The sequence below is a fragment of the Psychrobacter sp. CX16 genome (genome assembly GCF_057396245.1).
This window is the reverse complement of record NZ_JBXYJF010000015.1, coordinates 16,158-37,860: the sequence shown is the minus strand read 5'-3', so window position 1 is coordinate 37,860 and position 21,703 is coordinate 16,158. Positions and strand designations below refer to the sequence as shown.

At 44.0% G+C, this 21,703-nt stretch carries 17 protein-coding genes; 8 read left to right on the top strand and 9 right to left on the bottom strand.

Features of this window, described 5'->3' with window-relative positions; genetic code table 11:
* Positions 1-77: 77 nt before the first annotated feature.
* The gene (acpP, locus tag AC2SLM_RS07180) at positions 78-314 is read left to right on the top strand and encodes an acyl carrier protein (protein ID WP_486541850.1); all 237 of its coding nucleotides are present in this window, start codon (positions 78-80) and stop codon (positions 312-314) included.
* A gap of 418 nt (positions 315-732) precedes the next feature.
* A complete protein-coding gene (gene lysM, locus AC2SLM_RS07175) occupies positions 733-1,236 on the top strand; it encodes a peptidoglycan-binding protein LysM (RefSeq protein WP_486541852.1) in 504 nt (167 codons plus the stop codon).
* A 204-nt stretch (positions 1,237-1,440) separates the two neighbouring features.
* Here the strand turns inward: lysM and queG are convergent, their stop codons facing one another.
* Positions 1,441-2,592 carry a tRNA epoxyqueuosine(34) reductase QueG gene (gene queG / locus AC2SLM_RS07170; RefSeq protein ID WP_486552903.1) on the bottom strand — a complete coding sequence of 384 codons (1,152 nt, stop codon included), beginning with the start codon at positions 2,590-2,592 and terminating at the stop codon, positions 1,441-1,443.
* Positions 2,593-2,689: 97 nt separating this feature from the next.
* Here queG and AC2SLM_RS07165 point away from each other — a divergent pair, with 97 nt between their 5' ends.
* Complete coding sequence (locus AC2SLM_RS07165; RefSeq protein WP_486552902.1) at positions 2,690-4,291, top strand: NAD(P)H-hydrate dehydratase; 1,602 nt, start codon at positions 2,690-2,692, stop codon at positions 4,289-4,291.
* 42 nt (positions 4,292-4,333) lie between these two features.
* Here the strand turns inward: AC2SLM_RS07165 and AC2SLM_RS07160 are convergent, their stop codons facing one another.
* Together AC2SLM_RS07160 and AC2SLM_RS07155 are read right to left on the bottom strand one after the other, a co-directional pair.
* The gene (locus tag AC2SLM_RS07160; protein ID WP_486552900.1) at positions 4,334-4,870 is read right to left on the bottom strand and encodes a hypothetical protein; all 537 of its coding nucleotides are present in this window, start codon (positions 4,868-4,870) and stop codon (positions 4,334-4,336) included.
* Positions 4,871-4,967: 97 nt separating this feature from the next.
* Positions 4,968-5,531: an NUDIX hydrolase gene (locus AC2SLM_RS07155; protein WP_486552898.1), complete on the bottom strand. Its 564-nt coding sequence runs from the start codon at positions 5,529-5,531 to the stop codon at positions 4,968-4,970.
* A 277-nt stretch (positions 5,532-5,808) separates the two neighbouring features.
* On the opposite strand from AC2SLM_RS07155, the gene AC2SLM_RS07150 reads away from it, so the two are divergent.
* Positions 5,809-6,600, top strand: a complete 792-nt coding sequence (locus AC2SLM_RS07150; protein ID WP_486552897.1) for an NUDIX hydrolase — start codon at positions 5,809-5,811, stop codon at positions 6,598-6,600.
* 76 nt (positions 6,601-6,676) lie between these two features.
* On the opposite strand, the gene AC2SLM_RS07145 is transcribed toward AC2SLM_RS07150, so the two are convergent.
* Positions 6,677-7,723, bottom strand: a complete 1,047-nt coding sequence (locus tag AC2SLM_RS07145) for a biotin--[acetyl-CoA-carboxylase] ligase (protein ID WP_486552895.1) — start codon at positions 7,721-7,723, stop codon at positions 6,677-6,679.
* Positions 7,724-7,875: 152 nt separating this feature from the next.
* Between AC2SLM_RS07145 and AC2SLM_RS07140 the strand changes: the two genes are divergently transcribed.
* A complete protein-coding gene (locus tag AC2SLM_RS07140) occupies positions 7,876-8,688 on the top strand; it encodes a sulfite exporter TauE/SafE family protein (protein WP_486552894.1) in 813 nt (270 codons plus the stop codon).
* 24 nt (positions 8,689-8,712) lie between these two features.
* Here the strand turns inward: AC2SLM_RS07140 and AC2SLM_RS07135 are convergent, their stop codons facing one another.
* Complete coding sequence (locus AC2SLM_RS07135) at positions 8,713-9,027, bottom strand: DUF4298 domain-containing protein (RefSeq protein ID WP_486541868.1); 315 nt, start codon at positions 9,025-9,027, stop codon at positions 8,713-8,715.
* Between the two features lie 243 nt (positions 9,028-9,270).
* Here AC2SLM_RS07135 and AC2SLM_RS07130 point away from each other — a divergent pair, with 243 nt between their 5' ends.
* Both AC2SLM_RS07130 and AC2SLM_RS07125 read left to right on the top strand, forming a co-directional pair.
* Positions 9,271-13,065, top strand: coding sequence for an AAA family ATPase (locus AC2SLM_RS07130; RefSeq protein ID WP_486552892.1), 3,795 nt, complete (start codon positions 9,271-9,273; stop codon positions 13,063-13,065).
* 144 nt (positions 13,066-13,209) lie between these two features.
* Complete coding sequence (locus AC2SLM_RS07125; RefSeq protein ID WP_486552890.1) at positions 13,210-14,229, top strand: cell division protein ZipA C-terminal FtsZ-binding domain-containing protein; 1,020 nt, start codon at positions 13,210-13,212, stop codon at positions 14,227-14,229.
* A gap of 107 nt (positions 14,230-14,336) precedes the next feature.
* Here AC2SLM_RS07125 and AC2SLM_RS07120 read toward each other — a convergent pair whose 3' ends face one another.
* The 4 genes from AC2SLM_RS07120 to AC2SLM_RS07105 form a co-directional block, all read right to left on the bottom strand.
* On the bottom strand, positions 14,337-15,218 hold the full coding sequence (locus AC2SLM_RS07120) for an SDR family oxidoreductase (RefSeq protein ID WP_486552888.1): 882 nt from the start codon (positions 15,216-15,218) through the stop codon (positions 14,337-14,339).
* Between the two features lie 64 nt (positions 15,219-15,282).
* Positions 15,283-16,002, bottom strand: a complete 720-nt coding sequence (locus tag AC2SLM_RS07115; protein ID WP_486552887.1) for a histidine phosphatase family protein — start codon at positions 16,000-16,002, stop codon at positions 15,283-15,285.
* Positions 16,003-16,185: 183 nt separating this feature from the next.
* On the bottom strand, positions 16,186-17,385 hold the full coding sequence (locus tag AC2SLM_RS07110) for a phosphotransferase family protein (RefSeq protein WP_486552885.1): 1,200 nt from the start codon (positions 17,383-17,385) through the stop codon (positions 16,186-16,188).
* Positions 17,386-17,620: 235 nt separating this feature from the next.
* Positions 17,621-18,862, bottom strand: coding sequence for an acyl-CoA dehydrogenase family protein (locus AC2SLM_RS07105; RefSeq protein ID WP_486552934.1), 1,242 nt, complete (start codon positions 18,860-18,862; stop codon positions 17,621-17,623).
* A 417-nt stretch (positions 18,863-19,279) separates the two neighbouring features.
* Here AC2SLM_RS07105 and ligA point away from each other — a divergent pair, with 417 nt between their 5' ends.
* Positions 19,280-21,340, top strand: a complete 2,061-nt coding sequence (gene ligA, locus AC2SLM_RS07100; protein ID WP_486552884.1) for an NAD-dependent DNA ligase LigA — start codon at positions 19,280-19,282, stop codon at positions 21,338-21,340.
* Positions 21,341-21,703 lie beyond the last annotated feature (363 nt).

The window sequence follows — 21,703 nt, the reverse complement described above, 5'->3', positions numbered from 1 at the left end:
TTAGAATTGAGCGAGTGTATTCGGTAAGATAAACGATATACCTTTATAAACTAAGAACATTAAGGATGGAGATTTCTATGAGCGAAGATATCGAGTTAAAAGTAAAATCAGCCGTTGCTGAACAATTAGACGTAGATGTTGAAGACATTAACAATGAGTCTTCTTTTATCAATGACTTAGGTGCAGACTCTTTAGACTTAGTAGAATTAGTGATGACGTTTGAAAATGATTTTGATATCACTATTCCTGACGAAGATTCAAATGAGTTAACCACGGTTCAAAAAGCAGTGGATTACATCAAAGCTAAGCTGTAATTTATACCTATAAGTAAGTGTATAAATTTAATTAGGTAGCCTTGGCTATTGATCTACTTGTGAAAACATCAGCCATAACGTATTCGTTGTGGCTTTTTTATGGTTAATGATAAGACAGTGTTTGATAGTAGAGATTCATCTAGCTATTAAAGTAATAAAATTTAACATTTAACTACATAGCGAGTGTAATAAATTTACGTGGTAATGCGTATAATTTGTTCAGTGTAATGATACACCCTGTTAGCTGAATGCTTTATTTTGAGTTAAGCATTTAAAATTGACTGCTGAGATAACGCCACTGATCATTGTTAGATTGATGTTATATAAATACTATTATATGAATAAAAACGCGATGATCGGTGTATACAATAATTAACCAGCTAACCGTTTGAACAATAATTTATGATAGGAGTAAGACATGGGGATTTTTAGCTTTGCAAAGGATATGGGCGATAAGATTTTTAATCGCGATGATGCTAAAAAAGAAACAGAATCACACGCGGATGCGAATGCTGCACCAGCTTCTACTGAGCCATCAGCGCAATCAGTAGCTAACTTATTATTACAGCGTATCCAAAGACAAAACCTAAATATCACTAACTTGAAAGTGAAATATAACGGTACAACAGATACAGCTGAAATCAGTGGTCATGCTGAAACTCAAGCGGACCGTGAAAAAGCGATTATTGCAATTGGTAATGTTCAAAACGTTGCTAAAGTTATCGATAATATCGATATCAAGCAAGATGCGCCTGAATCAACTATGTACACTGTAAAATCAGGTGACTCGTTATCTAAAATTGCTCAAGAAGTTTATGGTTCAGCCAATGAATACAATAAAATCTTTGAAGCAAACAAGCCTATGCTAACTAGTCCAGATAAAATCTATCCTGGTCAAGTACTGCGTATTCCAAAGCCATAATTAAGCTTTAATGCTATCAGGTATTGTTATTTGTACCGACTAAAAATAGTAGGTACCAAATTGATAGCAATGCATGAGCAGAATCTAGCAGAATAATAAAAAAAGGGACATACCAATGGGGTGTGTCCCTTTTTTAGATTCGGTGTTTTATTTGGCAGACTAGGTTTTGAAGATTAATTGAAAAATCATCTGTTATTATCACTTCTATTGTTTGGTAAGCTGCTCATTAATTGCCCAGTTGATGTGTTCATCAAGCATGTCATTGTGCTCACCCAAACGCTGCTTTAAGAGTTGGATATTGTGTTCAGAATAAAGCGCATTGCCGATACCAATAGAGAGGTTACGCAGGAAATTGACATAACCGGTACGGCGAATAGGACTGCCTTGAGTACGCTCTAGAAACTCAGCTTCTGTCCACTGCCATAAGTCCGTTAACAAGCTTTCATCTAGCTGATGGCGGGCATGAAAATCATCAATTGGGCTGACTTTTGCATAACGGTTCCAAGGGCAGATGAGCTGACAGTCATCGCAGCCAAACACTCTATTACCCATGGGTCTACGGTATTTCTCATCAATAGGGCCGTCATGCTCAATGGTCAGATAAGAGATACAGGCGTTGGCATTAAGCTTATGGGGCGCAATAATTGCCTGTGTCGGGCAGATATCAATACAGGCACTACAGCTACCACAGTGTGCACTCACCGGAGCATCTTCAGGTAACTCGAGGCTCAGGAATAACTCGCCTAATACGAAAAAAGAGCCAGACTGCCGGTTAATCAGCAAGGTGTGCTTACCGGTCCAACCGAGTCCTGCTGCATCTGCAAGCGGACGCTCAAAGATGGGTGCAGAATCACTAAAGGGGCGAAAGACGAAAGGCGTGTCAGCAGCTATGTCAAGGTGTTGCCACTGCGGTAGCATGCTCTGTATTTGTTGTGCCAGTTTTTTGAGGCGAGAGCGCATGGTCTTGTGATAATCACGACCTCGGGCATAGCGCGCGATAATGGCATGATTGGGACGCAGATTATCCTCAATTGACCGCGGCTTAGGTGTTGCTTCTAGATAATCCATACGCACAGAGAGGATAGTGCGCGAGCCTTCAACCAATAGCGCAGGATTGGCGCGTTTGTCGTGGTTGTTTTCCATAAAGGTCAGCTGCCCATGATAGCCTTTGGCAAGCCAATCACGTAAGCCTTGCATTTGGGCTTCAAATACAGGGTTATTAACATTGATAAAGCCGCAGTCTGCAAAGCCAAGCTGCTGCGCCTGCTGACGTATCCATGCCTTCACATCTTGGGCATCATGAAAGGTGTTTATCTCCAAAGTATTGGAGCGCGGCGGAGTGGAAGGAGCAGACATAATCAGAACAGCTTTAAGACCAAATAAGCCGCTATGATAAGCTATAACGTGTTAAATATAAAATAATAGCCGGCCACTTTATTCATGAGGATAAAAAATGACACAGCAATCACCTATCAACGCCCATATAGCAAACATACCTTTGTATACCCCAGAACAAGTGTATGAGATTGAAAAGCACTGGTTTGCGCAGTCCAATCCTAGTTATGGACTAATGCAGCAAGCAGCATGGCAAATGGCGCATTGGCTGCAGCGTCAGTGTGATTTGGCAGGGTCGTTAAAGGCTTGGGTGTGGGTAGGTAGTGGTAATAACGGCGGTGATGGTTGGCTAGTCTCCAGTTATTTAAGCCAACTCGGTGCTAAGGTCACTGTGGTCGAAGTGGGGCAGAGTAACACTCAAGATGCTCAATCTGCTAAAAGAGATGCACAGAATCAAGATATCCAAGTACTCAGCCTTACAGAGGTTGATAGTCATTTGGATTATTTGAACGCTGATTTATTCGTCGATGCCTTGTTTGGTATTGGGCTAGATAGAGCGCCAAAGGGAGACTATAAACAAGCGATTGATACCATCAACAGTATCAAACGACAGCGCGGTGATGCGTTGACGGTAGCCAGTGTCGATGTGCCTAGTGGACTTGTAACAAGTACAGGGCAAGTCTTCGATGACTGTGCGATTAGGGCAGATGTGACGCTGTGTTTGGTAGGACGTAAAATTGGGCTGCATATCAAAGATGGCAGTGATTATAGCGGGCAAGTGATAGATATGCCTCTGATACCAAGTGTGTTATCGCAGTTGCCAAAAGCTTGGCTACAGCAGACAGCTAAGTCGATGCCGCAGCGTGATAGTAATTCGCATAAAGGCAGTTACGGCAATGCGCTCATTATTGGCGGTAATCGGGTTGATAGCTCACAAGGCATGGGCGGTGCGGCTATTCTAGCAGCCAGTACAGCGATGGCGACTGGGCTAGGTAAGCAGACCGTCGCTTGTCATGAGATGTTTCATCCAAGTTTAATCACCAGTCTGCCTAATGCAATGAGTATTGATTTGCATGATGTTGATGGCGTGAAACAGATGATTGAGCAATGTGATACGGTAGCCATTGGTATGGGCTTGGGGCGTGATGAGGCGAGTTTGACGCTCTTTCAGCAATATCTTCAGGCAGCGATAGCCGCCGGTGTGAATCTGATTATTGATGCCGATGGTCTGTATCATTTAGCCACTGTTGCCAAGCAAGATACCGATTTAAAGCAGCAGTTGGTACAGCATGCAGATAAGCATGACGTTTGGTATACGCCGCACAGCGGAGAGGCAGCACGGTTATTAGGTATTACCGCATCAGAGGTGGAAGCTGACAGAATGGCTGCCATTGAAGAGTTGTCAGCGCAATATCATGGGAGTTGGTTGTTGAAAGGTGCAGGCTCGATTGTTAAGGAACAAAAGGGCTGTTATGTCTGTGCAGCAGGTAATCCTGGTATGGCGACAGCCGGAATGGGCGATGTTCTTTCTGGATTGGCATTGGGATTATTGGCGCAATCTGCATTACCGAATAATGTCAGACAGTTACGACAGGTGGTGATGGTGCATGCTTTGGCCGGTGATATATTGCAGAAAGAAGTCGGTGTATGGGCATTGCAAGCCAGTGATATGCCAAAAGCGGTAGGTAAGGTGCTGCAGCAATTAACTGCAAATAATTAATCAAAGCGATAGGGATGGAATCTGCGTCATTCTAAGAGAATATCAGCGACAGTATTGAGTCAGTACAAGCTCGATATTCTCTTTTTTTAATTCTATTTCGCCTTGATCGATATGACGACCGCCGCCCTTACTATTAGGCTCATAGATAGGCTGCCCTGATTGCAATTCACCTAAACTGGTGCGTAAGTCATTGCATTGTCTTAAGCGCTCTTGTTGTTTGTGCTGCTTTTTCTGGTCAATGTGAGCGTTTTGGCTGGTCGTTCTAGTGATATCAGTCGCTTTTGTTGTTATAGGGAGACTGTTATTTTGTGCTACCTTTACAGGTTTGGCTTGCGGTGAGGCATGGTAAGTATTGACCTCCATGATATCGACCTTCGTGTCAGATTCGGGCGCAAACTGCGAATACTTGACCTCACCAAAATCGCCCACCGTTTTATACACGGTCATGGCGTGACTGCCGCTAAGACCAACCCAAGTTAGTATGAGGCTAAGACTGGAAAAATGAGTGATAATGGCTAATTTTGCTAAGGCAGATGACCTTTTCTTCTTAAAGCTGTTTTTTAATACAAAAAAGGTCATAAGTTTATTGCCTTGGTATAAAGCGTGGGTTTGTTTTTAATAGAGCATTTAAGGATTTGGCTATATTATATTTATCTAAGTCAAACTCAATGGCTGGCTAGTAACGCTTGATGCTTTTATCTTTAGATATGGTTTCTTGATGCAGCGGAAAACTATCATGGGCATCGATGCTTTGACGGTCTTTAAAGTAATGCGTCAAGGTGCGTTTTACAGCCTCAAATGCGATGTCATCCCAAGGAATGTCTTTTTCTTCAAACAAAGCACACTCTAAGCTTTCAGGTCCTACACCATATTTACCCTCTTGCAAGTCGGTTAGATACAAGGTGTAAATTTGACCAATGGCAGGAATGTCATAGATGCAGTACAGATGTGGATTGATGGCAACGGCATCGGCCTCTTCCATGGTTTCGCGAGCGGCGCCTTCTGCAATCGTTTCACCGATTTCCATAAAACCTGCAGGCAATGTCCAGTAGCCGTATCTTGGCTCAATGGCGCGGCGGCATAATAGAACCTTTTGCTCATGCACTACTAACGCACCGCAAATAACTTTAGGATTTTCATAATGGATGTAATCACAGTTTGGGCAGACAAGCCGCGGATTGTGATCGCCCTCTGGTATTTTATGCTCTGCTTCGTGCCCACATTGTAAACAATATGCCATAAGGGATTCCTTGAATTGGTTATTGATATTAGCATGTCTGATTGTGTGTTGACTCTGTGTACAGCGTCTACTCAAATCACATAAGATATTATATTATCAATCTTCTCAGGCGTATGCGCTGATTGGCTAGGTTATTGTTGGTCCTATCCTACATCTTTATTACTGTCAGAGAGCTTGGGTTACACAATGACTAAGCCGAGCCAGTCATCACGATAGCATACTTAATAAGAATGCGTTAGGCTAACACAACGCCCTAAACAATCGATGATAGTCCGCTATGAAACGTTCTAATGCCTCCTCATTTTTCTTACCGCAGAATCCAAATGTGCAGTCACCTCGCTTTGAAGAATTATCGGTACTGCTGCCAGATTATATTGAACAGCCGCTATTAAAGCAGCTAGCGCAGCGGCTGCAGGCTGATATTTTGCAAAAAGCAAAGCAGCAGAATGCTAATGAGTATAATCAGGCCGAAAATGACTATCAACCAGGGGATATTGGCAAGACACAAGCGCTGCTTAATATGCTGCTCACCACGCCTGTCGCAGATGCATCGGTGCTGGTAGTGATTACTAATGAAGCGAAGCCGAAGCTGCTATTAACCCGCCGTGCGGCGCATTTAAATAGCCATGCTGGCGAGGTTTCTTTTGCCGGTGGTAAGCATGATGAGGATGATGGTAATAATATAGTTACAGCGCTGCGTGAGGCCTGTGAAGAGACGGCTTTGCCGCCTAATGAGGTGCATATTATTGGGCAATTGCCTATTCAGACCTCAAAGTTTGGTTTAAGTGTGCGTCCTATCGTGGCATTGGTGAAGCCGCCGATTACTTATGTGCCTGAGCTTGGCGAGATTGCACGTATATTTTGGGCAGACTTTGAAACGCTTATTTCTGCGCCGACCACAGATTATATTCTTGCCTATGAGATGGAGGGTAAGAGCATTAATATCAGAACGCCAAGTTGGGTGATTGATAACGAGGTGGTGTGGGGATTAACCGGACGTGTCATCGCCAGCTTATTAAAAATAGGCTTTGATCGTGAGATTGAATGGTATTACAAAGCAACAGATTAAGATTAGTCTGCTAATTTGTATGCTTATTTATTATTTAGCTGTCTATTTATTTGACCGTCGATTATCTAACCATCCATTATCTAATAGCCGTGACCCGAATGTTTCCGGTATAAATATTGAGTGCTTGTCGCTCATTCTCGATTGAACCTTGAGCCAACTTAAGACTACCATCTGCATTAATTCCCAGTACTTTACCTTGTTGTACATTCTGCTGCAGGGCAACGGTTGGCGCATTTGTGTCTGCGTCTAATTTATCTGACTTAGTGTCACTGCCATGTTGTAATACTTGAATATCACGACCTGCTAATACGCTGACCGTATTGTATTCGCTGATAAATTTATTCACTGCATAAGGAGAGTCCGCAAAAGATATGAATTGCTGAATCGCCCGCAAAATTGTGGCACTAACTGGCAGATATAAGTCCTCTACACGCGGTGAATTTGCTAAAGCTGATAGGGTCGTTATTTGTTTATTGTCCTGACTTTGTACAGCAGTATGAGTATCGGTGATGAGTTGATTGAGACTCACTGCATGATAATCCATTCCTTCTTTGGTCATCTCGCTTAATAGGGGTGCCGCTTTAATATTAATACCCACTCCGACCACCACGCCAGTAATACGCTTTCCAGAAGTGACCGGCTCAATGAGTATTCCTGCAAGCTTGTTAAAAACCAAGCTATCTTCTTTATCTTGACTATCTGACTCTAGGCTTTTTTCTTGCTTTGGCAGATTGTTTTTAGCATCACGATTATAAAACCCAATATCATTAGCCCATTTGACCCCAATCATAGGCAAGCCTACTTGGTGACGTATTCTGTTTAGGTTTTGGATAATAGGCAGACGAGTTAAATGATAGCCGACAACCAACGATAATAATCCCGATAAAGGGGCGGCCAGCGGATGATACAGCGATAGATAAATATTACCAATGGGCGATTGCCAAGTCCTTTTGTGTTGCCCACGTCCTGCAGTCTGCATACCGGCTGTCAGCATATAAGGACGCATTTTACTAATACGACCACTCTCTAACCAGTGCAGCAGCTCGCTATTGGTCGAGGCGCTAACGGCAACATGATGGTGAGTTAGGTTGTTATTGGTATTTTGTTGAAACGGACGCTGCATTTGCAAAGCCTGTATGAAATTGACTTAAATGACGGAAGTAACGATTTAAAAGAGAGGTAATATTAACACAGTCATTATGATGCAGTGGCAATCGATTTAGCGACCGCTTTTGCTATACTGACAGTCTAATATCAGTGGATAGAGTAAATGGCATGATGATTGTTTGGTTTGTAGTAGCAGGTGCATTTGCTGGCTTATGCGCGGGGCTGTTCGGTATTGGCGGCGGTATGATTATCGTGCCAGCCTTGGTTTGGATTTTTACAGCCTATGGCTTCTCTTCTGAGATAATCGCGCATTTGGCAGTCGGCACCTCTCTGGCAACCATTGTTGTTACCTCTATTAGCTCTTTAACTGCGCATCATAAGCGCGGCGGCGTGCGTTGGGATATTTGGAAAAATATGGCCATTGGTCTGGTAGTGGGTAGCTTGCTTGGTGCAGCCGTAGCTGATCAAATCAATGGTTTAATGCTACAGGCGTTGATTGGTGTTGCGGCATTATTGGTTGCGTTTAAGATGCTGTTTTTATCAAACAAAGAGCAGTTAGGCAAACCGCTACCTTCTGCGCCGGTACAAATCGGTGCCGGCTCAGGCATTGGTATGGCGTCCTCTATATTTGGTATTGGCGGTGGTAGTTTGACCGTGCCTTTTTTGACATGGGCTGGCTTGTCGATGCGTCAGGCAGTCGGTACCTCCGCGGCATGCGGACTACCGATTGCACTGGCAGGGGCGGCAGGGTTTGCTTGGTTTGGTCAAGACGTGGCCAATTTGCCTGAGGGGGCGATTGGGTTTGTACATATCATTGGTTTTATTTGTATTTCAATCGCCAGTTTTATTACTGCCAAATTAGGGGCAAAATTGGCACATCAGTTGCCGGCCGCTACATTAAAACGTGCTTTTGGCATACTACTGGTGTTCGCCGGTGGTCAACTGCTTTGGTCAGGACTACAAGGCATGGGTGTGGTTTAGCAGACCTACATTTGATATGACAGATTAGCGCTTGTCTAATGCATCAATGCCCAGTCGTATCCACTTGCGGGCAAGCTCGTCTTGCTCGGTTAACATGTTCCACAAGGCGTCTTCACTAAAGATAGAATGCGCCTCGCCTGAATACTCAATTGGTAAGTCGGCTTCTCGGTCAGTCATCCATTGCCCATCGAGATAATAAGCTTGCAGTTCCGCCCGTAATACTTCGGCCTCAAGCCACTGTGCTTGTGCTTCTAGCTGCTTTTGATACAGGTTATACCAACGCTCATATTTTTGCTGCAAGGCTTGTGGGTCGTCTTTGCTATTGCTTGGATTAGTCATGGAATATCCTTTCATAGTTGTGTTGTTATTTATGTTTAGTAATCTAATTATTGGTTAGGTGTCCATCCATTATTTTACTATTTTACGTACCTATTTTGATAATTAGTCATTCTATAATAAGAATTTAATCTAATCTGAGCTTAATCGCTGCTAAAACCTGAAAACTACTGGGATTTACGGTAAAATAGCCGCCCTTATTAAGCGTACTCATCATTCGACTTCTAACCTAATTGTGCGGCCTTCATGCGTCTAAAATCTCTTAAATTATCCGGATTTAAATCTTTTGCGAATCCAACCACCTTTACCTTCCGCCATGGCATCACCGCTATTGTGGGACCAAACGGTTGTGGTAAATCCAATGTGATTGATGCCATCCGTTGGGTGCTTGGTGAATCCTCTGCTAAGCAGCTGCGCGGCGGTGCGATGAGCGATGTGATTTTTGCAGGGACGCAAAGCAAAGCGGCCAAAAGCTTGGCCAGTGTGGAGCTGGTATTTGAGCATACTCAAGATGAGCAGACCGGTATCCGTCATGAGTTAAATTTATATCATGAGCTGTCGGTACGTCGTCAAATTAATGCAGAAGGTAAGTCAGACTATTTTATCAACGGTACGCGCTGCCGTCGACGTGATGTGGTCGATGTATTTTTGGGGACAGGTCTTGGTCCGCGTAGTTATTCGGTGATTCAGCAGGGTATGATTGGACGTATTGTTGACTCAAGTCCGCTACAGCTGCGTGAGTTTATTGAAGAGGCAGCAGGCGTGTCACGCTATCAGGCGCGCCGTGAAGAGACGCAGAAAAAGCTGTTAAAAACTCGTGAGAATCTTGAGCGGTTAACAGATATTGAGTCAGAGCTGACTAAGCAGAAACAAAAATTAGCCAAGCAGGCAGAAAGTGCTAATGAATATCAGCAGGCCAAAGAGTCGCTTGAAGCCGTCAAAGAGCAGCTAGCAACCTATCAATTATATCAAGCCAAAGCTGCTCAAATGCAGCACAAGGCAGAGCAAGAGCGATTAACCAAAACGCTTGAGGTACAGCAAGCAGAGGATACTAAACTGAAGCAAAAACTGGCGAAAGTCAGCGCACAGCTAGCAGAAGAGCAGTGGCTCAAGGATGAAGCGCGCGATAAGTTGCATGGACAGGACATGCAGCGTCAGCAAGTCGAGCATCGTCTGAAAGAGCTACAATCAACACTGAGTCAGCTTGATGGCAGGCTGCAAGGTAATCAAGATAGGCAAAAAAAAATACAAGCCAGTATTACAACCACTGAGCAGGATAATCAAGCTCAAAATGAGACTCTAGCACGTCTAAGCCCAGAGCTTGAAGCTCTACAAACAAAGCAGCAGCAAACACAGGCGAAATATGCACCACTGCAATCGGCTTGGGAAGCAATCAATACCAAAGTCGCTAAGATTGAAGCAGATAAGCGTGAAGCTGAGCAGCGACTGGCATTAGACAAACAGTCTCAATCACGTCTGACATTGGACTTATCAAAGTGGCAGAATAAAGACAAGCTGTGGCGGCAAGAAGCCACCAAGTGGGGCATAGCCTCAACGATTACGCAGGGAGACTCATCACACCAGCAGCAGGATAAGGGCCGCTCGCTAGCCAATGAAATTGCCCATATTAATGCCGAGCTTAAAGGCTTGGATAAGCAGCAAGACTCGATTGAGGAGCAGTTAGAAACAGAGCAGCCGGTCTTTAATCAGTTAAAACAGTCACTGGGTGAGCAGCAGAAGCAACTGGCTCAATTAGAGAAGCAGCATGCCAGTTTGATGGCAGAATACGACACACTACATGCCATCGTACATCCCAAAAAGCAGGCAAAAACAGAACAGCCTACTGCATCTAAAGAATCTGTAACGGCTGATAGTAAAGCGTCGATACCAAAGGTATTAGAGAAACTGTCGCCACTGCATGAACAAATCAAGCTGACCAAGACAGGTGAGCAATATGCAGACAGCTTAGATAAATGGTTAGCATTTTGGCTAGATACTCGAGTGTTACCAGTAGCTAATGCTGATGCAAGTGCGCAAGATAATGAGTGTGCTAGCTTGTTACAAAACCTATTGTCTGATGAGTCATTAAATCAGTCTGCTGCTAAAGAGGCGACATCGAAACCTAATAGCGTATTTTTTGAAAACAAAACGGGTTTAACTTCAGAGAATAATCAAGAGAACCTGCCACCCAATCTTATTGCGTTATCAGAACTGATAGCTGCACCCAAATTGATAATTTGGCAGCAGGCATATTTGTATGTTGAGCAATCAGACTCAGAAAATAATACAGAGACTGATTCAACACCTAATAAAATAGCCAACTTGTTAGAGCTGTTGCCTAAACATGCGGTTATCTTGACCCAGTCTGAATGGTTTATTAGTCATATCGGCGCTGTTCATTTAAGCAAGTTAAATGCAGGTGCGCCAAATGAATCCTTTTTAAGCGTACGCTTACAGCAGCAACAGCGTCTGGGAGAACTAGAAAATAGCTTAAACGAGATAGAAGAGGCAATTGAGCAGCTAAATAAAGCCATTAAAGCCGATAGCAGTAAGCACGAGCAATTGTCAGTGGTGATGGAGGAGCTGTCAGCACAACTGTCTGCTTTAACTCATAAGCGTCATGATTTGCAGCAGCAGCGAGTGACGTTAACTGCCAAGCAAGAGCGACAAGACAGTGAGCAGCAGCGGCTAGGTGCACAGCGAGAGGAGCTTGATACAGAGCATCAAGAAATTGAGCAGGCATTAGCGCAATTAACCCAGAAAATGAGCGAAGACACTCAGTATTTAGAAACGCTAATGCCAAACTTAGAGTCAGCTAAGTCAGAGCAGCAGCAGCTTGAGCAAGAGCGTCAACAGATTAGCCAGCAAGAGCGTGATGACAATGAGAAACTGCGTCAATTGCAGTTACAATATGGTCAAGCGCAGATTGCAGCGAAGCACAGTAGTGAGCAATTGACCCAGTTTAATGCCGATAAGCAGCAGCTAGAGCGTAATTATCAAAAGCTACTACAAGAGCAAGAAAAGGCTCAAGACAAGCTGCCCGCGTTAGAGACTGAGTTGAAAGCTGCGAGCACTCAGCATTATGAGCTGCAAGTGGCTCTCGATGAGCGTCAAGCGGTCATTATCACGCTTCAAGCAGAGGTCAATGACTATCAAGCCAAACGAGGTGTTTTGGCGTCGGAGCTGCAGCAGATTCAGGACACATTGGCACAAACTGCGACTCAGGTCGCTATTGCTAATGAGCGTATTCATGAGGTCAGTGAGCGGTTAAAGGTGTTAAATGCTGAGGTTAGCCCTTCGGTATTGTTGACTGATTATATTACGTATGGGCGCTGCGTATCAGAAACCAAACAACAAAAGCTGCAAGCAGAAGAAAGCCGGTTAACTGCCAAGCTTGATAATATGGGCCCAGTGAACCTTGCCGCTGCAGCAGAGCTTGCTGCCGTTGACGAAAGACTGTTGCCGCTTGAGCAGCAAATTAATGATATTACTGCCAGTATGGACACATTAACCGATGCCATTGCCTCTATCGATAGCAAAACCAAAACACTGTTCTTGGACACGTTAGATTCTGTCAATGAGTCATTAACCCGTTTGTTTACCAAGGTGTTTGGTGGTGGGCAGGCAAGCCTTACTTTGGTTAAACAAGAGGGTCTTGAGAAAAGTGAACAGTGGCGAGCTGGGCTTGAGCTGATGGCACAGCCAAAGGGTAAGAAAAACAGTCGCCTTGCGGTATTATCAGGTGGTGAAAAAACACTCACTGCACTGAGTCTAATATTTGCCATCTTCAAACAACATCCTGCGCCATTTTGTGTTCTGGATGAGGTTGATGCACCACTTGATGATGCCAACGTCGCCAGATTTACCAACTTAATTGCTGATCTGGCTGATGATGTACAGTTTGTGTTTATCAGTCATAACAAATTGGCGATGCAAATTGCCGATGAGCTCAAGGGTATTACCATGCCGCAAGCAGGTATCTCAACCTTAGTTAGTGTGAGCTTAGAGGAAGCGGAGCGTTACTTAGAGCCAACTGCGTAGCCGATTAATGTGGTAAATATACTTTTTTTAAATGAACCGCTTGTATAAAAGTTGCTGAGACCGCTTTCGGACTGATGACGAGCGCGGTTAAGCGTGCTAGACTAATAGCGTTTTTTTCTATCTTAATTTTAGGACACGCATGCCATGACCACCGTACAATATATTTTAATTATTATCGCTATTGTCATTATGGTGGTCGGTCTGTACATGATAATTCGTGGAATTTTGAATCGTAAAAAGAACACTGCGCACAAGGCGGTGCATTACGATAAAAATGGTATCCCTATTATTCCTCGTCATGAGCGTGAATTGGTTAAAGACACCAATTTGGATGAGGCAATCGAGGGTGAGACCACCATTACCCCAGACCGCGACCATCTTAAACCTGTTATTGAAGAGGCGCCATATGATGCGCCTCTAGAGCAGGCAAACCCTGCAGATTTAGTACATACAGCCAGTAATACGGCTGAGCAGCCGGCATCAACAGCCCCTGAGTCATGGCAGCAGCCAGTCGCAATGCAGAACTCAGAGCAGTCGCAATTTGAAACAGATTCAACTGCTTTACTAGATGAGCATGACAGTGAAGATGATTTGTTCTCAAATTTAGCTTCAGCGACTGAAAGCTTAATGCCAATTATTGAAACGGCGCCTGAGCCTGGATTTAGCGAAAACAGCCCGATGCTTGATAGACATCTATTGGCAGAGGCGGATCAAGATCAAAACAGCCCGCTTAACCATGCTCAAGAGAATATCAACATTACGTTAGTACCTAAAGATCCAATGCAAGCAATCCTAGGTAAAACGGTATTGTCCTTGGTCACTCAGTATGGTTTAAAATACGGTGCTATGAATATGTTCCACCGTTATGAGACCAAAGATGGTGACGGTATCTTATGGTTTAGTATGATGGGAATCACCGAAGAGGGTATTGCACCGTTTGATTTGAACCTATTACCAACTTCTAAGTTTCAAGGTCTAGTGTTGTTTTTATCACTGCCACATCCAAAAGCGACTCAAGGCTTTGATAGTATGATGAGTGTGGTAAATCTTATTTCTAATGAATTTGATTTGCTGGTATTAGATGAGAATAACGAAGTGCTGACTCGGGAACGTCGTCAACAACTGCGTACACAAGTACAAGAGTATCAAGCTTCTATACGTTAGTATGGGCCTATTTAGTATGGGCTTATACTGTGTGACTTATAACAAAAAACCGTGCTATTAAGCACGGTTTTTTATTGTCTATTAAGCTATTTATAGTGAATCGGATACTAGCCAAGTTTATTGACTAAATGTAGCGGTAAAACCTTCATCGCTTTACCAATAAATAACCATGGCATAGCTGGCACACAGGCCTCATCAACACCTGATTCAATCGCCGCAACCAGTGCATTACTACCGGTCTGCTCATCGACTTCAAACGGCAGCTTTGGTGCGCCCTCATTAATCTCAGTACGAATATAGCCCGGATAAATAGTGGTCACATTAATCGGTAGATTATCCGCAATCATTTCCGCACGAATACCCTCAGCAAGATGGGCAAGACCGGCTTTACTGGCTGCGTAAACAGTAAGGTGTTTGGGTAGACCGCGCATGGCTGACATACTTGAGATAGCAACTAGGTGACCATGATTTTGCTCACGGAATATCTCCATCGCTGCCTCGCATTGGGCTAAGGCAGAGATAAAGTTGATTTCTGCTGTTTTGCGATTGATGTTAAAACGACCAGTGCCCACACGGCGACCAGCACCAACACCTGCATTCACAATAACGCGGTCAATGGTATTAAAGGTGCTCTGGAAGTCTTTGAATACGCTAAAGACAGCATCATAATCGCAGACATCGAGCGCTCTAAATTCAACACGAATGTCTGGGCTATCGGCTAATATTTGCGTTTTCAAGGCTTCTAGTCGATCTGTGCGGCGAGCACAGATAGCTAAGTTATAGCCCAGTTTTGCAAAGCCTTTGGCCATACCAGCGCCAATACCCGAACTGGCACCGGTGATGAGGACGGTTTTGTTTTTACCTACTTTGCGCTTGGTTAAGTCGTCTAAATCTTTGCTTGAAAGCAGTAGCTTTTTGGTTTCATCTACTTTGGTTTGTAGACCTCCCTTTAAGCTGTTTTGTAGGCTGCTAAATAATGAGCTCTTCATAAATATCCTTATAAGATGAAATAGTACTCAGTCGTTAAGAGTGTTTAGTATTAATGGTTTAAGCTTAGTGCCAAGTGATAAACTTTTGACCGGCTTGGTATAAATGACTGTGTTCGTTTAATGATAATAATCGCGGCTTGTTATCTTTTAGCACGACCGAGGTAACACCGGTATTAATTAATCTACGGTTAATTTGATACGCAGTTTGGCTACCTTGACCAAGCAGGCCTGCCACTATCGCAGCAATCACACCACCGGAGGTAAAGATGAGTACCGTCTCTAGCTGCTGGCTTTGTGCGTAGTCGCTAATTTTAGTCAGGGCATTCTGTACACGTTGATTAAAATCAGACCAACTTTCGATATAGTCTGCATCATGCTTACCTGAATGCCAACGAAGCATCGCTTCATTAAACAGCTCTGCCAAACGCAGTTTGGGAACAGGCGCATCAGCAATGGCAGTCATCACCCCAAATTCGGTTGCAAAACTGGGATCATATTTAATAAACACATCGGTATGATTAAATTCGTTTAGCTCTTCAATGGTTGTTGGCGTAGATAATGATAATTCTGAATCATTACCCGTCTGATACGCTGTCAAAAAATGCGCTGCAGAATCTTGTTGACGCACCAAAGAGCCCGTAATGATGGCATCAATTTGACGCTCTGCTTGTGCGTACTGTGTACCCAGTAAAGCCGCTTGCTTGGTACCCAGTTCTGATAGCTTATCGTAATTTTTTTGACCAAATGAGGCTTGTCCGTGTCTGGCAAAAAGTAAGGTTGTCATAATGTCCTATTGTGTTTATTCAAATGATAATCAGCCTAGCTTGGTATCCGTAAAAGCTGGTAGTTCTACGGACACCAAAGGTTATTGTTGACCTATTTTGCCATAGTTTGATGATAACCAGTACGCTGATAGTGCGTTGTTTCAGTGACTGTATAGAGAATCAACAGCACCTCTAACCACTGACTATTTCAAGAATTTAAAGCCCAGTACTTTTTGAGTTATATTCGCGACCGGTGCAGGCAGTCTATTGCTATCTACCAACTTGGCTGCTTCATGTTTCGCAATTAGCTTTAACGTACGAGCGTGAATGGCATGCGTAATTACCCAAAAATTCTTAAAGGCTTTGTTATCCGTTTGCTTGTGGTAATAACGGTAATAAATTTGCTGAGCGATACCGGCCAAACGGAACAGACCAAATACTTCGTAAAAGGTCCAATTATCGGTGGTCAAGCCGGTCTTGTCTAAATAGTAATCAACTACCTCATCGCGGGTCATCATACCTTTTAAATGGGTTGGTTGACGACGTGATTGACGCATAATAATATTGTCATCGCGCTGTACCCAGTAGGCAAGGGCGCCGCCTAAATCCATCAATGGGTCGCCTAAAGTCGCCATTTCCCAATCAAGCACACCAATGACCGATGTTGGGCTCTCAGGGTCCAATACCACGTTATCAAAACGCCAATCATTGTGAATCACACAGGTATGGCTGTCTTGAGGTAGGTTACGCTTTAACCACTGGCGCACAAGATAGAAGCTAGGCACATTTGGTGTTTTTGCCTTGGTATAACGGCGCTCCCAACCCAGTACTTGACGCTCACAATAGCCCTCGCCTTTACCAAGCGCATTTAACTCTGGGTTATGTTGATAGTCGATTTGATGCAGTTCAATCAGCGCATCTATCACATTAGTACACAGGGTACGAACCTCGGACTCATCTAACTTTAATTCTTTAGGTAAGTTGGCACGAGGGATAATGCCGATAAGACGCTCCATGACATAAAAGTCGCAGCCAATGACCGACTCATCAGTACATAGGGCAATCATCTCAGGCACATAAGGGTAGTCGTTAGTCAGTGCTTGCTGGATTTTAAATTCACGAACCATGTCATGCGCTGATTTGGCTTTGGTGCCGGTAGGTGGGCGGCGTAGAATTAAGTCTCGATTGTCATAGTGCAGACAGTAGGTCCAGTTAGAGGCGCCACCAGAGAACTGAGTAACCTCAGCCGACCCTTGGACATCGACATCTTGCGACTTTAGCCATTCAGTGACAGCGTCACTATCTAATTTTTCGGTTTCTCTCACTGCTGTTGGTTTGTCGATGACCGTATTATTAGCAGCGTCTTTGGCAGTATTTTGATTAGACTGTTGAGGGGTGCTCATAAAAATCCTTTTTATAGGCAAAATTAAATAAATAGGTAATCAGGATATCAGGGTTAAACCATTAATCTCTAAAACTCCCTACCTTCTATTTAAAGAAGATAGGAAGGGTTTAATTGAGTTATAGTCTTAGCCAAACTAAAGAGCTACAGCGTTAACCTCACTAAGCCTACTAGAGTAGTACTTGCACTCGGTTGCCTTGTATCTCATTTAGTTGCCTATGACTATACGAGATACTTTATTTTGATTTAGGCTTTGAGTAACCGTGCTTTTTAAGCTCTAACTTGGCAATCATACCTTTATGAACTTCATCCGGGCCATCTGCTAGGCGCAAGCTGCGTGCTTGAGCATAAAAGGCCGGCAATATCGTATCCTGACACACGCCCATACCGCCATGAATTTGCATCGCCATATCGACCACTTCTTGTAGCACATTTGGCGCAACCACTTTAATAGCCGATATTTCGGTTAATGCTTCCATCACGCCTTGTGTATCAATTTTTTCGGCAGCATGGAGTGTTAGCAGTCGGGCTTGGTCAATTTTGATACGTGCTTCAGCGATGCGTTCCATATTGCCGCCTAGCATCATAATCTTTTTGCCAAAGGCTCTACGGTCCATGGCACGGTGCACAGCAAGTTCTAGCGCTTTCTCAGCAGCGCCTATACAGCGCATGCAGTGGTGAATACGTCCAGGACCTAGGCGACCTTGTGCGATAAAAAAGCCCATACCCGGTCCACCAATAAAGTTGCTCACCGGCACGCGTACGTTTTCAAATAGTACTTCGCCATGACCATGCGGCGCATCGTAATCACCGAATACTCGAAGCATACGCTGAATTTTAACGCCTTCGGTTTTGATGGGCACTAATACCATAGAGTGCTGTTGATGGCGGCTTTTGGTCTCATCAGGGGTATGTGCCATAAAGATAATGAAATCAACGTCAGGGTCGCCCAAACCAGATGACCACCATTTACGGCCATTTAATACAATCTCATCACCCTCCACGATGGCAGTGGCTTCCATATTAGTGGCATCACTTGATGCAACATTGGGTTCGGTCATACAGAATACAGAGCGAGTTTTACCCTCTAATAAAGGCTTTAAGAAACGCTCTTTTTGCGCTGTACTACCAAAGCGCCATAACAGCTCCATATTGCCACTGTCAGGAGCATTACAGTTGAAGATATTTGGCGCAATTAAGCTACGGCCGGTTAGCTCTGCAATAGGGGCGTAATCGGTAACAGATAAGCCTGCGCCAAGCTCATCATCGGGTAAAAATAGATTCCAAAGTCCGGCGTCTTTGGCCTTTTGACGTAGCCTGTAATATTCTTCAGGCCATTTCCACTGAGTCCAATCGCCATGATTGTTTGCTTCGTGGCTGGCTTTGATAAGGTCGGCTTCAATAGGTTCGATTTCTGTTTCGATGAAATCTTTGACGCGATTATAAAACGCTTGTCCGTGAGAACTGATGTTATGCATCATAAAATCCTTTTTATGCGAGGGGAGTGGTTGATAAATTAATCAATCAACTGATCAATAACAGTATGACTGAAAGTGTTTATTGTTTCTATTAATTATTTTTCACTATTAATAAATGGGATTTTCACTGTAATCCATTTGTTTTGTGTGGATTAAGATAATTAAACACTTGTTTAGTTTATCACTAATCGCTTTCTGTTTATGTCACTCTATTGACTGATTGGTGTTCCATTTGATTCGTTTTATACATAGATGATTCTACAGATGAGTGTGAAGCGTATCAACAGTGAATGGCGTATTATTGAGTGTTTTTATCTCGGCAAGCACAGCTCAAAATTGCTATTATATTATCAACAAAATCTTTGATTAAATCGCAAATAAAGCGCAGAAAAATGCAAATAAAATAAGGCGAATACCATGACTCAGACTGCAGACAATCATAACCACTCAACCTGTGATGCGCAGCAAATTATTGCCAAAATGCGTACCTTAATTAATGAGGTACGCAAGCATAATAATGCCTATTACGTCATGGATGAGCCAACGATTAGTGATAACGAATATGATCAGTTGAGGCTGAGTCTGATTGAGCTTGAAGAGCGTTATCCAGAATTAACACAGTCCGATAGCCCGACTGCGAGCGTAGGTGATGACCCATTGCCGTCATTCTCGCAAGTGGAGCATGACATTCCAATGCTGTCGCTGGGTAACGTCTTTAATTATGATGATTTGAAAGAGTTTATGCGCCGTGTCAATGATCGCCTAAGTAATGCCGACCAAAACCCTAAATATGAAATAGAGATGAAGCTTGATGGCTTGGCAGTATCGCTTAAATATCACAATGGTGAGTTTGTGCGCGGCGTGACCCGAGGTGATGGTCAGACTGGCGAAGATATTACCCAAAACGTGAAAACCATTAATAATATCCCATTAGTGATAGAAGTCGCGCGTGATATCGATGTGCTTGAGGTGCGCGGTGAGGTGTTAATGCCCAAAGCTGGCTTTAAACGTCTTAATCGTTTGGCTGAAGAAAACGGTGATAAAACCTTTGCTAATCCGCGTAATGCAGCAGCAGGTAGCCTTCGTCAATTAGACCCAGCCGTGGCGGCCAGTCGTCCGCTAGCATTTTATGCGTATTCGGTAAACCAAGGATTGCCAGAGGACATTACTTTGCAATCGGGTGCCTTAAATTGGCTGCAAGAGATTGGCTTTACGGTAAGCCGCTTTAAGATAGTGGATACGTCAGAGCAGGTTCAAGAATATTATGAGTCAATGATTGAAGAGCGGACAGATTTGGCGTTTGAAATTGATGGCATGGTCATTAAAGTCGATGACTTGACATTGCAAAATCAGTTGGGTGCGTTATCTCGTGAGCCACGTTGGGCGACAGCTTACAAATTCCCTGCCGAAACAGTGATGACAAAACTGAATAGCATCGAATGGCAAGTGGGGCGTACCGGACAGATTACTCCTGTTGGTAAGCTTGAGCCAGTGCAAGTGGGCGGCGTGACTGTCAGTAATGTGACTTTGCATAACTTTGGTGAGATTCAGCGTCTTGATGTGCGTGCCGGCGATACGGTCAGCGTGCATCGTGCGGGTGATGTGATTCCTAAAGTAACCCGTGTTTGGCATGATTTGCGTCCAGAAAATACTCAGCCGGTGACTTTGCCGACCAATTGCCCCGTGTGTGATTCTCCCGTAGTGTTGCCCGAAGGCGAGGCATTGGCACGTTGTTCTGGCGGGCTGTTTTGTCCTGCACAGCAGCAGGAAGCGTTGATTCACTTTGTGTCGCGTAAAGCGATGGATATTGATGGGCTAGGTGAACGCTGGTTAATTAGCTTCTTTGAGCATGGCATCGTCAAAACCGTGGCAGATATTTACCATTTAAATGAACATCAAGATGAGTTGATTAACTTTGAAAAATTGGGTGAGAAGTCGGTCAGCAATATACTTAGTGCTATCGAGGACAGTAAGGACACCACGTTATCGCGCTTTATTTATGCCCTTGGCATCCGCGGTGTGGGTGAAACCACGGCACAGAACTTGGCTCAAGAGTTTGGTGATTTGCCCGCATTAATGCAAGCAAGTATTGAGGATTTGCTGGCCACTCAGGATATTGGCACCATTACCGCTGAGCTGATTTATGACTTCTTCCGCGCTGAGCATAATCTTGAGGTGATTGAGGCGCTGCAAAAAGCGGGTGTACATTGGGAGCCTGTTGAACAAGTGGTGTCTGATAATCTGCCGCTAGATGGTCAAACGTGGGTCATTACCGGTACGCTGGTTAATAGTGGCATGGCACGCGATGAGGCCAAAGCCAAGCTACAGGCGCTTGGTGCGAAAGTATCTGGTAGCGTCTCTGCAAAAACCTCAGCGTTGCTGGCAGGTGAGAAGGCGGGATCTAAATTGACTAAAGCTGAGAAGCTTGGCGTACGTGTGGTATTAGAGGATGAGTTTTTGGAGATGATTGCGGAGTAGGGCAGGCGTTTCGCTCTACCTAATTAAAAGACAAAAAATAAAGAGACTGGCCTCATCATTCAATTATTCACCTTGCTTTAAACGAGTGGGTGCATCCTTTATGTGACTGGCAGGCTCGTGGCGAAAGGCTAAACTGGTGATATTTAACCAGTAAGAACAGATATAGCGAAACATGGTTTTGTTAGCTTGCAGGATATTCGATGCGTTCGAGTAATGTAGAAACTTTGGTTAATACAAAAGCGATGACTGGTTTTGTGTGAGGGACGAGCACTGCTTAAGTCTTTAAAGAGCGCCTACCTAAAAGCCGCATATTTCTCCCTTTCAAAAGAACATCGAGGCTAAGGCCAGTCTTGTTGTTCTTTT